Source organism: Mesorhizobium sp. M7A.F.Ca.ET.027.03.2.1, from assembly GCF_003999175.1.
Taxonomy (GTDB): domain Bacteria; phylum Pseudomonadota; class Alphaproteobacteria; order Rhizobiales; family Rhizobiaceae; genus Mesorhizobium.
The window spans coordinates 1-11,615 of record NZ_RZOM01000065.1 but is presented as its reverse complement, the minus strand read 5'-3'; the positions used below and the strand labels follow the sequence as shown (position 1 = coordinate 11,615).

Genomic DNA, 11,615 nt, shown 5'->3' with positions numbered 1-11,615 from the left:
GTCTCCTGCTTTGCGAGAGAGTGGGGCGAAGACGTGACCAGTGCAAGGCGGCAGGGCGGCTTTTTGGCCTATGCCGCTGATTTTTGGATGTTTTGGCGTCCAGGACACAATTTGGAAAGGCGCAAGCTGCGCTCATGAAAAACGCCCGGGCAAAGCCGGGCGTTCCAAGTCTCGAAAAGAGAGCTTGTAATCAGGCGATGGTCTTGCCGAAGGCGACCGATGTGTCGCCCATGCGGTTGGAGAAACCCCATTCATTGTCGTACCAGGACAGCACCGACACGAAGTTGCCGTCCATCACCTTGGTCTGGTCGAGCGCCATGATCGAGGAGCGCGGATCGTGGTTGAAGTCGATCGACACGTTCGGATGATGGGTGACGCCGAGAATGCCCTTGAGCTTGCCGTTGGAGGCGGCGATCACCGCGTCGTTGATCTCCTGCACCGTGGTCGACCGCTTGGCGATGAACTTGAAGTCGACGACCGAGACGTTCGGGGTCGGCACGCGGATCGAGATGCCGTCGAGCTTGCCCTTGAGGTCGGGCAGCACCAGCCCGATCGCCTTGGCGGCACCCGTCGAGGTCGGGATCTGCGACAGGGCAGCGGCGCGGGCGCGGTAGAGATCCTTGTGCATGGTGTCCAGCGTCGGCTGGTCGCCGGTGTAGGAATGGATCGTCGTCATCATGCCTTTTTCGATGCCGACCGTCTCATGCAGCACGGCTGCCAGCGGCGCCAGGCAGTTGGTGGTGCAGGAGGCATTCGAGATGACGATATGATCCTTGGTCAACTGGTCGTGGTTGATGCCGTAGACGACGGTGAGGTCGGCGCCTTCGGCAGGGGCCGAAACGATGACGCGCTTGGCGCCGGCGGTCAGGTGTGCCGCTGCCTTGTCACGGGCGGTGAAGATGCCGGTGCATTCGAGCGCGATGTCGATGCCGAGTTCCTTCCACGGTAGCTGCGTCGGATCCTTGATCGCGGTGACCTTGAACGTTTCCTTGCCGACGGTGATCTGATCGCCGGAAACCGAAACTTCATGCGGGAAGCGGCCGTGCACGCTGTCATAGCGCAACAGATGCGCATTGGTCTCGACCGGGCCGAGGTCGTTGACGGCGACGACGTCGATATCCTTGCGGCCGGATTCATGAATGGCGCGCAGGATGTTGCGGCCGATGCGACCAAATCCGTTGATGGCAACTCTGACGGTCATAATTCTCTCCCTGGGAGTTGGAGGGCGGATGAGGGGTCCGCAGTTTCATAGCGGTGGAAGCAGAAAGAATCCAGCCGCAGTGGCGTGGATTTAAATCGATTAAGTTGGGCCAGCCCGGCGAGTCCGCCTTTCGCGATTTCGCCGAACCTTGAACCTACTTGGTATGCAGGCGGGCTTCCGCCGCCTTGGCCGCGGCTTCGGCGGTAATGCCGAAATGCGGATAGAGTTGCTCGATCGTGCCCGAGGCGCCGAAGCCTGTCATGCCGACGAAGATGCCGTCGGAGCCGATCAGATGATCCCAACCCTGGCGTATGCCGGCCTCGATCGCCATCTTGATCGGCGCGTTGCCGATCGTTTTCTTGCGGTAGTCGTCGCTCTGCTGGTCGAACAGTTCGAAGCAGGGCACCGAGACGACGCGGGTCGGATGGCCGTGCTTTTCCAGCAGGTCGCGCGCGCCAAGCGCGATCTCGACCTCGGAGCCGGTGGCGAAGATCGTCACCGCTGCCTCGCCGCTGGCGGCAGCCAACTCATAGGCACCCTGTCCACTGAGGTTCTTCGCCGAGAATTCGGTACGCACCGTCGGCAGGTTCTGGCGGGTCAGCGCCAACGTCGACGGCGTCTTTTCCGACTCCAGGGCGATCTGCCAGCATTCGGCGGTTTCGACCGCGTCGGCCGGGCGGAAGACATTGTGGTTGGGAATGGCACGCAATGCGGCCAGATGCTCGACCGGCTGGTGGGTTGGGCCGTCTTCGCCCAGACCGATGGAATCATGGGTCATGACGAAGATCGAGCGGATGCCCATCAGCGATGCCAGCCGCATCGACGGGCGGGCGTAGTCGGAGAAGCACATGAAAGTGCCGCCATAGGCGATGAGGCCGCCATGCAGCGTCAGGCCGTTGATCGCAGCCGCCATGCCGTGCTCGCGGATGCCGTAATGGATATAGCGCTGGCCATAGTCGTCCGAGGTGATGTTCTTGGTCTGGCTGGTCTTGGTGTTGTTGGAGCCGGTCAGGTCGGCGGAGCCGCCGATGGTCTCGGGCACGGCGCCGTTGATGACTTCCAGCGCCATCTCGGACGATTTGCGGGTGGCGACCTTCGGCTTGTCGGCCGACAGCTTCTTCTTGTAATCGGCAATGATGGCGTCGAAATTGGACGGCAGCTTGCCGCTGAGGCGGCGTTCGAACTCGGCCTTCAGCTTGGCATCGGCCTTGGCCAAGCGGCCTTCCCAGTCGGTGCGCGCCTTGGCGCCGGCCTTGCCGGCGGTGCGCCAGGCGTCGAGGATGTCGGCCGAAATCTCGAAGGGCGGCGAATCCCAGTTGAAGAACTTGCGAGCGCCGGCGATCTCGTCGGCACCGAGCGGCGAACCGTGCGCCTTGTTGGTGCCGGCCTTGGTCGGCGCGCCGAAGCCGATGGTCGTCTTGCAGGCGATCATGGTCGGCTTGTCGGAATGGCGGGCGGCTTCGATGGCATAAGCGATCGCTTCGGGATCGGTGCCGTCGATGTGGCTGGCATTCCAGCCGGAGGCCTGGAAGCGGGCCACCTGATCGGTGTTGTCGGACAGCGAGACCGGACCGTCGATCGAGATGTCGTTGTTGTCCCAGAAGACGATCAGCTTGTTGAGCTTGAGATGGCCGGCAAGCGCGATGGCTTCCTGGGAAACACCTTCCATCAGGCAGCCGTCGCCGGCCAGCACATAGGTGTAATGATCGACGAGATCGTTGCCGAAGGCGGCATTCATGATGCGCTCGCCGAGCGCGAAGCCGACCGAATTGGCGAGACCCTGGCCGAGCGGGCCGGTCGTCGTCTCTATGCCGGTGGCATGGCCGTATTCGGGATGGCCGGCGGTCTTCGAGCCCAACTGACGGAAGTGCTTGATCTGGTCGAGGGTCATGTCTTCGTAGCCGGTCAGATGCAGCAGCGAATAGAGCAGCATCGAGCCATGGCCGGCCGACAGGATGAAACGGTCGCGGTCGGCCCAGTGCGGGGCCTTGGGATCATATTTCAGGAAGCGCGTGAACAGCACCGTGGCGATATCGGCGCAGCCCATGGGCAGGCCTGGATGGCCGGAATTTGCCTTCTCGACGGCGTCCATGGAGAGAAAGCGGATCGCATTGGCCATCCGGTCATGTTGTTCACGCGACGTCATGGTTCCTCCAGAAGTGGGGGTTTGGGGGCTTGGGAGAGCCCTTGAAAAGGGTGCGCGACACATAGCAGGCGCGGGCTTTTAGTCAACAAATCGGGTGCACTTTTGCCGGTCTTGTGATGCCGGCGGCGGACCTACATTAGCGTTAGCGGGGGACAGTCGCGAGAGCTTTGTTGACGTTGCCTTCACCCGGTGCCTAATGTTTCAGGGATAACGCGTTCTGAAGGTGAACGATTCGGTGATGGGCAGGGCACAGGACGAAGGCCATGACCGGGGAAGCCACACTCAAGGAAGTCATCGCGAGGCTGGGCAAGGCCATCGAGGGGCTGGAAAACGCCGTCGCGGCCAAGCTCGAGCATGAACGCGACTACTCCGAAGCCGAGGCCGAGGTGCAGCGGATGAATGCCGACCGCTCGCGGCTGGCGCAGGAACTCGATAATTCCGAAGCGCGCGCCGAACGGCTGGAAGATGCCAACAAGGAAGTCTCGCGACGTTTGGTGACCGCCATGGAAACCATCCGCGCCGTGTTGGACAGATAGGAGCTGGCCCGATGGCACAGGTCACGGTTTCAATCGACGGCAAGCAGTATCGCATGGCCTGCGACGAGGGCCAGGAAGAGCATCTGATCGACCTTGCCGAACGCTTCGACCGCTATGTTTCACACCTGAAGGACTCGTTCGGCGAGATCGGCGATCAGCGGCTGACCGTGATGGCCGGCATCATGGTGATGGATGAACTCTCCGAGTTGCAAAAACGCGTCAAGGGCATGGAAAGCGAAGTGCTGACCTTGCGCAAGACCCGCGACGAGGCTCTGACCAAGGCCGACAAGAGCGATAGCGTGCTCACCAATGCGCTCGGCGCGTTGGCACAGCGCATGGAAGACCTGACTGTGACGCTGGCGGTCAACAAGAGCTGAGACAGAACCTTTCCTGTCCAGCCCCAGGCTCTCATCCGCGCGCCGCGCATTCGAAAGCATAAAAATGCTCGCCTGCCGCCGACAAGAGTTTCATATTATCTTGCAGCCACGATTTTTGCGCTAAGATGCAACGATGCAGGGCGGGACAGCTTGATGGCGGCGTGGGTTGCCGTGTGCCGTTCCTCGCTGCCGACGGTTCCGTTTACAGGGGAGATGTACCATGAGCCTTCGTATCAACGACATTGCGCCGGATTTTACCGCCGAGACCACGCAAGGGACGATCAAATTCCATGATTGGATCGGCGACGGTTGGGCGATCCTGTTCAGTCACCCGAAGAATTTCACGCCGGTCTGCACGACCGAGCTTGGCATGATGGCGGGGCTCGAAGGCGAGTTCAAGAAGCGCAACGTCAAGATCATCGGCATTTCGGTCGATCCGGTCGAAAGTCACGGCAAGTGGCAGGACGACATCAAGACGGCGACCGGTCATTCGGTGAACTATCCGCTGATCGGCGACAAGGACCTCAAGGTCGCCAAGCTCTACGACATGCTGCCGGGCGGTGCCGGCGAGACGTCGGAGGGCCGCACGCCCGCCGACAACGCCACAGTGCGCTCGGTCTACGTCATCGGACCTGACAAGAAGATCAAGCTGGTGCTGACTTACCCGATGACCACGGGCCGCAATTTCGACGAGATCCTGCGCGCGGTCGATTCCATGCAGCTCACCGCCAAGCATCAAGTGGCGACGCCGGCGAATTGGAAGCAGGGCGAGGACGTGATCATCACCGCGGCCGTTTCCAACGAGGATGCAATCAAGCGCTTCGGCGCTTATGAGACCATCCTGCCGTATCTGCGGAAGACCAAGCAGCCGTCGGCCTGATCCCAGGCGCCTCGGAACGATCTTTGGCCTCCTCGCCCTTGCGAGCCAAGTGATACTTGACTGACGACACCCGAGCGGACAACCATGCTCCTCTCGGGTATCGTCAGAGAAAATCATTCCTGGCGACCGAGAGTTGGGGAAGCCGGAATTGGACGTAACTTTGGCCAGGCCGCAGGTCAGCGGCTTCTATGACAAGCCGACCGGCGCCATCCAGTATGTCGTCGCCGACCAGGCGACGAAGCGATGCGCCATCATCGATCCGATCCTTGATTTCGACGAGAAATCCGGTGCCACGGCAACGACGAATGCCGATGTCCTGCTCGACTTCGTCAGCGAGCAGGGGCTAAGCGTCGAATGGATCCTCGACACCCATCCGCATGCCGACCATTTCTCGGCGGCGCACTATCTGAGAGAGAAGACCGCCGCGCCGACGGCGATCGGCGACAGGGTCGTCGACGTCCAGAAACTATGGAAGGCGATCTACAACTGGCCGGATTTTCCCGCCGACGGTTCGCAGTGGGACAGGCTGTTTAGAGAAGGCGAAACCTTCCAAGTGGGTACCCTTCCGGTCAAGGTGCTGTTCTCGCCCGGACACACGCTGGCCTCCATCACCTATGTGATCGGCGATGCCGCCTTCATCCACGACACGCTGTTCATGCCCGACAGCGGCACGGCGAGGACGGACTTTCCCGGCGGCAGTGCCGCGCGGCTCTGGCGCTCGATCCAGGACATATTGGCGTTGCCGGACGAGACGCGGGTGTTCGTCGGCCATGACTATCAGGCCGGCGGCCGCGAACCTTTGTGGGAAAGCACGGTCGCCATACAGAAGGCTACCAACATCCATCTTGCCGCCGCCTGCAGCGAGGCCGAGTTCGTCGCCCTGCGCGAGGCGCGCGACAGGACGCTGCCGATGCCGCGGCTGATCCTGCATGCGCTGCAGGTCAACATGAATGGCGGGAGGCTGCCCGAACCCGAAGCCAATGGCCGGCGGTACCTGAAGTTTCCGCTGGACGGGCTTTGAGGGGCCGTTGGTGAAGCTGCCAATCTCGACCCTTGCGGGGGAGATTGGCTGTCGCCCCCGTTCGCCAACTCCCAATCAGCCACAAAAAAGGCGGCGCCAGGTTTCCTGGCGCCGCCTTGATTTTTTGTTGCCTTAGCTAACCTTACGCCGCCGGCTGCGCCTCAATCGTGCGCAGCGCCTGGGTCTGGCGCTTGGCGGCGGCCTTGACCGCGTCCTGCACCTTCTCGAAGGCGCGCACCTCGATCTGGCGCACGCGCTCGCGGCTGATGTCGAACTCGGACGACAGCTCTTCCAGCGTCAGCGGCTCTTCGGCGAGGCGACGGGCCTCGAAGATGCGCCGCTCGCGCTCGTTGAGCACGGCAAGAGCGCCCGACAGCATGCCGCGCCGGTTTTCCAGCTCGTCCTGCTCGATCAGCATCTCTTCCTGGCTTTCGTGGTCGTCGACCAGCCAGTCCTGCCATTCGCCGGATTCGCCTTCGCTGGCCCGGATCGGGGCGTTGAGCGAGGCGTCGCCGGACAGGCGGCGGTTCATCGACACCACTTCGGCTTCGGAAACGTTCAGCCTTGTGGCGATCTCGGTGATCTGGTCGGGCTTCAAGTCGCCGTCGTCGAGCGCCTGGATCTTGCCCTTCACCTTGCGCAGGTTGAAGAACAGGCGCTTCTGGTTGGCGGTCGTGCCCATCTTGACCAGGCTCCACGAGCGCAGGATGTACTCCTGGATCGAGGCCTTGATCCACCACATGGCATAGGTCGCGAGGCGGAAGCCACGCTCGGGTTCGAATTTCTTGACGGCCTGCATCAGGCCGACATTGCCTTCCGAGATCACTTCACCGATCGGCAGGCCATAGCCGCGATAGCCCATGGCGATCTTGGCAACGAGCCTGAGGTGGCTGGTGACGAGCTTGTGCGCAGCGGAGGTGTCTTCATGCTCGGCATAACGCTTGGCGAGCATGTACTCTTCCTGCGGCTGCAGCATGGGAAAGCGGCGGATTTCTTCCAGGTAGCGGCTGAGGCCGCCTTCGCCGGAAACGATACTGGGTAGTGACTGGGCCATGATAGCGCCCCCTCTCTATTGGAGTGATGCCCCCGAAACGCGGCGGGCATGTGACGCGAGCACCAAAAGGCTCGCCCGCGACATCAGATCTTATACAGGAACAAAACCAGAAAAGACAGGCATTTGTTCAACACGAAACAGTGTGTCACGCTGAAGTGAACAATGTCAGTCAGGTTTTTTGATGGCGGGTTCAGAGCTTGCGGAAGCCGCCGACGAGTTCCTCCATGTCCCTCGGTAACGGCGCCTCGAACCTCATCGTTAGATGGGTAGTGGGATGGCGAAATGCAAGGAGCCAGGCATGCAAAGCCTGCCGGGGAAATGCCTTGACCTGGCTTTTCAGCGGTTCGGGCAGCCGGTTGGCCTTGGTGCGGAAGGCTTGGCCGTAATCGGGGTCGCCGATCACCGGATGGCCGATATGCGCCATGTGGACACGGATCTGGTGGGTGCGGCCGGTCTCCAGCCGGCATTCGACCAGGCTGGCCGTGGCGAACTCCTGTTGGCTCTCGCCGAAGCGCTCCTGCACGGCGAAGTGGGTGACCGCATGGCGGGCGTCGTCGCGTCCTTCCGGCACCACGGCACGGCGCACGCGGTCGGCGGCGCGGCCGAGCGGCGCGTCGACCCTTCCGGTCGGCCTCTGCGGTATGCCCCAGACCAGCGCCAGATAGGCACGCTCCAAGTCGCCGGTCAGGCCGTGATCGGCGAAAGCCTCGGACAGTGACTTGTGGGCGCGGTCGGTCTTGGCGACGACCATGACGCCGCTGGTCTCCTTGTCGAGGCGGTGGACGATGCCCGGCCGGCGCACACCCCCGATTCCTGAAAGGCTGTCGCCGCAATGATGGATCAGCGCATTGACCAGTGTGCCGGTCCAGTTGCCCGCTCCGGGGTGCACGACAAGCCCGGCCGGCTTGTTGATGACGATCAGTTCGTCGTCCTCATAGAGTACATCGAGTGCGATGTTCTCGCCCTGCGGCTCCGCCGGCTCCGGCTCCGGCATGGTAACCGACACGCTCTCGCCCGGCGCCATCTTGCGCTTGGTCTCGTCGACGGGCTTGCCGTCGACCGAGACCGCGCCCTGCCTGATCAGCATCTGCACGCGGCTGCGTGACATGTCCGGGCCAAGGCTTGCGGCCAGCCACTGGTCGAGGCGCAGGCCGGCCGCATCCGCGCCCGCCACCAGCACTGTCGGTTCCGCCTCTATCAATTCAGGGGCCTCTTCGCTATGAGCGCTCATTGAAAAACCGTTCCGGAACTGTTTTGCCATGGCCAGCCCGATCGCCGAAGAAGACCAGGATAAGCCGCTCGACCCCGAGGTCGAAAAGGTGCGCAGGAAACTCGTCCGCTTCGTCGGGATCAATCTCGGCCTGCTGTTCCTCGCCCTTATGGTGGTGATCGGCGCCCTTGTCTATAAAGCGCGCAATGCACCGCCGGCGAACCCGCCGCTGGCCGGCGATATCCAGACACCCGCCGGCGAACCGGTCAACGGCGACATCGTGCTGCCGGTCGGCGCCACGGTGGTCAGCCAGTCGCTGTCCGGCAATCGTGTCTCGATCGACGCCGAGCTTGCCGACGGCAGCCGCACGATCTTCGTCTACGACATCACCGAGCGACGCCTGATCGGCCGCTTTGCGATCCGCAACAAGTGACCGAGCCGCAACGATGAACGGCAGCAGGCCAATGAGCAAGCCTCAGGCATGAGCGGGTTCGCCGAGCATCGCCGCATCGCCACGGTCGCCCTGGTCGTCGCCAATTATGACGAGGCGATTGCCTGGTATGTCGAGCGGCTGGGCTTCCTGCTCGTCGAAGATGTCGATCTCGGCGGCGGCAAGCGCTGGATCACGGTCGCGCCGGCCAACGGGCAGGGCGCCAGGCTGCTTCTGGCCGAAGCGTCCGACGAGGCGCAAAGGCAGAGCATCGGCAACCAGACCGGCGGGCGTGTCTTCCTGTTCCTGGAAACCGACGACTTTGCCCGCGACCATGCGGCGATGCTGGAGAAGGGCGTCGAATTCCGCGAAGCACCGCGCTTCGAGCCCTATGGCACGGTGGCGGTTTTCGCCGATCTGCATGGGAATCTCTGGGATCTGATCGAGCCGAAACGCTAGGCTTGCGGACGGCTTTTCCCCGATACGACAAAGCCGGCGAAGCCCAGTTGCTTTTTCCCAGCGCTCAGCCTATATCGCCGGTTCTTGAACGCGCCCATCGTCTAGCGGTCAGGACACCGCCCTCTCACGGCGGGAACAGGGGTTCGATTCCCCTTGGGCGTACCAACAAAATCAAACACTTAGTTTTTCTGCTACGTCCAGTGGCTAACTTTTGGCCAATACCGGGCTCGGACCGCGGCGGGTTACAGCAATTGCGGAAGCGTGATCCACGCTTGCCATCCCTTCCCTCGCCATCCGGTGCCGACTAGGGTGCCAACTGGGTCGGAGGGTTCAATGCAGTTGGGCGACATCGTTACTAACGGCGAGGCCGCGCTACGGGACGCCGTCGCCCAAGGGGTGCAGGAAGGTCTGCAGCTCGACTTTAAGCTGGCATCTGGCGACAGCGATGGCGCAATCTTCTCCGCTGACGGCAAGCTCGGAAAGGACGGTCGCCGCCTCATTGGCAAAGCGATTTCTGCGTTCGCTAATTCTGCAGGCGGACTGATTGTCATTGGCGCTAATTGCCGGCGTGACGCGAATGGAATGGACGCTTTGAGCGAACTGAAGCCGTTTCCCAATTGGAAGGTCGCACAAAGCGCATTGAACGCTTCGCTCGGCGAGCTGCTGCAGCCGAAGCACGACACCATACAGGTTCATGGCGTTGGATCGGACCGCGATCCAGCAGTCGGCTATCTCGTGATCGATGTTCCACGATCAGAACGTCGCCCGCACATGTGCCAAGCCAACAAGCAATACTACAAGCGCATCGGCTCCAGCAGTTTCCCCATGGAACACTACGATATTGAAGACAGCTTCAAGCGATTTTCGGTGCCGTCTCTGGCTGTGGTGCCTGAAATTCACCTTGATCGGTATCTGGGTCACATGTGGTATTACGAGTTTAGGTTTTGGCTTAAAAACGAGGGGGAGGTCTCCGCGAGGCAGCCGGCGCTGGAAGTTCGCCCAGCTGCGAATTTTGACTTGGGTTGGACGGATGAGCCGGCCGATGGCTTCCGGCAGCGTGCAGGCTTTAATGCCGTGACATACAGCTCCGCAAATTTCGTCGTTCACCCGGGCCAAAGTCGCATCATCGATGCGATGGCGTTTGCGGTCTCTCGTGGATTAGGATTGGTAGGCGAGACCGTTGGCGGAGCCCACATATTGCAGGCTCAGGTACACTTCGACTTTTTTCTTCACGCTCTGGATATGCCGACTAGGAAATCTGAAAGAAACTTTACTTTCCACTCCCTGCTCCAACTGGGATTTTAGCGAAACGCGCGTCCCAGTGTTTTAGGAAGCTGCCCGCTGGTGGAAGCCGATGTTAAGTTGTACACCGACAAGTAACGGGCGGGGGGTCTTGAATGCTGAATAGTCAGCGGCAATTTTACGTCTTTGACCTTGAGTTGGCTGCGCGAAAAGCCGGCGCGTCCATCCCCATCATGAACGACATCATCCCCGTTCTGCAGGGGCGGGGGCGTGTGAAGCGCGCGTAGTTGAACGGCTCGGCCGGATCGTCGCCGAGGCTCGGCTTCTGCAGCTTCACGGTTGGGTGAGCCCGGCGCAGTGCATGGGCGTCGAGCCCCAGCGCGTGCTTCCTGATCACGTTGAGGGCTTCTTCGCCGAACTGCGCAGCGGGTCCGATGATGCGCGCAGCGCCTGCGGTCTGGCGCGGGCATTCAGGCGGCGCAGCTGGTACGCATCGACGGTCTCGCCCCTGCGCTCGACGTTCAGCAGCCTTGCCAGCGAATATCGCACGCGCTCGCGATGGACGTCTTCCGCCTCTCCGTCGGCGCGCGTCCATTTGCTCGCCACGGCCGCCCAGCGGGCGCGTGGCGTAGGCTACGTCGTCTTCGTCCGCATGCGGCTCGACATGCAACTCCCGACAAATGCTGAACACGGATCGATTTTTCGGGCGCTGCTGTTTAGCCGACCCGATGGGCCTCCTGGCATTGCTCGCGACGGCCGCCAGCTGCGGCTCCAGCCTTCATTTCATTCGTCTGGTAAACGTTAACGGACCCGAAACCGAGAACCTTAACGCCCCCGCAACTCACGGCGATATATTAGTTGTCGCTTTAGTAGCTGTAGGAGGTTGACATGAAGAAAATAGCCTGCCGTTTCGCTTGGGACGAGTCTGGCGCGACCGCGATCGAGTATGGCTTGATCGCGGCTCTTATCGCGCTCGCGATCATCACCGGCGCCGGGGCGGTTGGCAATTCGCTCAACGGGATCTTCACGAACGTCGGCACTCCGGTCAACAGCAGCGGC

13 protein-coding genes and 1 tRNA gene are annotated in these 11,615 nt (G+C 61.8%); 10 read left to right on the top strand and 4 right to left on the bottom strand.

Going from position 1 to position 11,615, the window contains the following annotated elements:
- Nucleotides 1-190: 190 nt before the first annotated feature.
- Both gap and tkt read right to left on the bottom strand, forming a co-directional pair.
- Entirely contained in the window at nucleotides 191-1,201 is a 1,011-nt protein-coding gene (gap, locus tag EN750_RS05110; protein ID WP_023810967.1) for a type I glyceraldehyde-3-phosphate dehydrogenase, read from the bottom strand.
- A 154-nt stretch (nucleotides 1,202-1,355) separates the two neighbouring features.
- The gene (tkt, locus tag EN750_RS05105; RefSeq protein WP_127395800.1) at nucleotides 1,356-3,347 is read right to left on the bottom strand and encodes a transketolase; all 1,992 of its coding nucleotides are present in this window, start codon (nucleotides 3,345-3,347) and stop codon (nucleotides 1,356-1,358) included.
- 263 nt (nucleotides 3,348-3,610) lie between these two features.
- On the opposite strand from tkt, the gene EN750_RS05100 reads away from it, so the two are divergent.
- The 4 genes from EN750_RS05100 (at nucleotide 3,611) to EN750_RS05085 (ending at nucleotide 6,161) form a co-directional block, all read left to right on the top strand.
- Nucleotides 3,611-3,883 (top strand): DUF4164 domain-containing protein, encoded by a 273-nt coding sequence (locus EN750_RS05100; RefSeq protein WP_013529251.1) that lies wholly within the window; start codon nucleotides 3,611-3,613, stop codon nucleotides 3,881-3,883.
- A gap of 11 nt (nucleotides 3,884-3,894) precedes the next feature.
- Nucleotides 3,895-4,260 (top strand): cell division protein ZapA, encoded by a 366-nt coding sequence (locus EN750_RS05095; protein WP_023810969.1) that lies wholly within the window; start codon nucleotides 3,895-3,897, stop codon nucleotides 4,258-4,260.
- A 220-nt stretch (nucleotides 4,261-4,480) separates the two neighbouring features.
- Nucleotides 4,481-5,140, top strand: coding sequence for a peroxiredoxin (locus EN750_RS05090; protein WP_127395799.1), 660 nt, complete (start codon nucleotides 4,481-4,483; stop codon nucleotides 5,138-5,140).
- A gap of 148 nt (nucleotides 5,141-5,288) precedes the next feature.
- Entirely contained in the window at nucleotides 5,289-6,161 is an 873-nt protein-coding gene (locus EN750_RS05085; RefSeq protein ID WP_127395798.1) for an MBL fold metallo-hydrolase, read from the top strand.
- A 142-nt stretch (nucleotides 6,162-6,303) separates the two neighbouring features.
- On the opposite strand, the gene rpoH is transcribed toward EN750_RS05085, so the two are convergent.
- Together rpoH and EN750_RS05075 are read right to left on the bottom strand one after the other, a co-directional pair.
- Nucleotides 6,304-7,215 carry an RNA polymerase sigma factor RpoH gene (gene rpoH / locus EN750_RS05080; RefSeq protein WP_127268033.1) on the bottom strand — a complete coding sequence of 304 codons (912 nt, stop codon included), beginning with the start codon at nucleotides 7,213-7,215 and terminating at the stop codon, nucleotides 6,304-6,306.
- A gap of 190 nt (nucleotides 7,216-7,405) precedes the next feature.
- Entirely contained in the window at nucleotides 7,406-8,446 is a 1,041-nt protein-coding gene (locus EN750_RS05075) for an RluA family pseudouridine synthase (RefSeq protein WP_127320617.1), read from the bottom strand.
- Nucleotides 8,447-8,474: 28 nt separating this feature from the next.
- Between EN750_RS05075 and EN750_RS05070 the strand changes: the two genes are divergently transcribed.
- The 6 genes from EN750_RS05070 to EN750_RS05045 all read left to right on the top strand — a co-directional run.
- Entirely contained in the window at nucleotides 8,475-8,858 is a 384-nt protein-coding gene (locus EN750_RS05070) for a fimbrial protein (protein WP_127268031.1), read from the top strand.
- 48 nt (nucleotides 8,859-8,906) lie between these two features.
- On the top strand, nucleotides 8,907-9,314 hold the full coding sequence (locus tag EN750_RS05065; protein ID WP_127395797.1) for a VOC family protein: 408 nt from the start codon (nucleotides 8,907-8,909) through the stop codon (nucleotides 9,312-9,314).
- A gap of 90 nt (nucleotides 9,315-9,404) precedes the next feature.
- Nucleotides 9,405-9,479: transfer RNA gene (locus tag EN750_RS05060), tRNA-Glu, on the top strand.
- 168 nt (nucleotides 9,480-9,647) lie between these two features.
- Nucleotides 9,648-10,619: an ATP-binding protein gene (locus EN750_RS05055; protein WP_127395796.1), complete on the top strand. Its 972-nt coding sequence runs from the start codon at nucleotides 9,648-9,650 to the stop codon at nucleotides 10,617-10,619.
- A gap of 298 nt (nucleotides 10,620-10,917) precedes the next feature.
- Nucleotides 10,918-11,361: a hypothetical protein gene (locus EN750_RS05050; RefSeq protein ID WP_127395795.1), complete on the top strand. Its 444-nt coding sequence runs from the start codon at nucleotides 10,918-10,920 to the stop codon at nucleotides 11,359-11,361.
- Between the two features lie 83 nt (nucleotides 11,362-11,444).
- A partial coding sequence (locus tag EN750_RS05045) for a Flp family type IVb pilin (protein ID WP_145967430.1) occupies nucleotides 11,445-11,615 on the top strand: 171 nt, incomplete at its 3' end.

Bases quoted from the DNA above. Each gene is read 5' to 3' on its own strand.
- EN750_RS05050 (WP_127395795.1), top strand. From the start codon at position 10,918: ATGGGCGTCGAGCCCCAGCGCGTGCTTCCTGATCACGTTGAGGGCTTC.
- EN750_RS05100 (WP_013529251.1), top strand. From the start codon at position 3,611: ATGACCGGGGAAGCCACACTCAAGGAAGTCATCGCGAGGCTGGGCAAG.
- EN750_RS05055 (WP_127395796.1), top strand. From the start codon at position 9,648: ATGCAGTTGGGCGACATCGTTACTAACGGCGAGGCCGCGCTACGGGAC.
- EN750_RS05065 (WP_127395797.1), top strand. From the start codon at position 8,907: ATGAGCGGGTTCGCCGAGCATCGCCGCATCGCCACGGTCGCCCTGGTC.
- EN750_RS05070 (WP_127268031.1), top strand. From the start codon at position 8,475: ATGGCCAGCCCGATCGCCGAAGAAGACCAGGATAAGCCGCTCGACCCC.
- tkt (WP_127395800.1), bottom strand. From the start codon at position 3,347: ATGACGTCGCGTGAACAACATGACCGGATGGCCAATGCGATCCGCTTT.
- rpoH (WP_127268033.1), bottom strand. From the start codon at position 7,215: ATGGCCCAGTCACTACCCAGTATCGTTTCCGGCGAAGGCGGCCTCAGC.
- EN750_RS05075 (WP_127320617.1), bottom strand. From the start codon at position 8,446: ATGAGCGCTCATAGCGAAGAGGCCCCTGAATTGATAGAGGCGGAACCG.
- EN750_RS05095 (WP_023810969.1), top strand. From the start codon at position 3,895: ATGGCACAGGTCACGGTTTCAATCGACGGCAAGCAGTATCGCATGGCC.
- EN750_RS05090 (WP_127395799.1), top strand. From the start codon at position 4,481: ATGAGCCTTCGTATCAACGACATTGCGCCGGATTTTACCGCCGAGACC.
- gap (WP_023810967.1), bottom strand. From the start codon at position 1,201: ATGACCGTCAGAGTTGCCATCAACGGATTTGGTCGCATCGGCCGCAAC.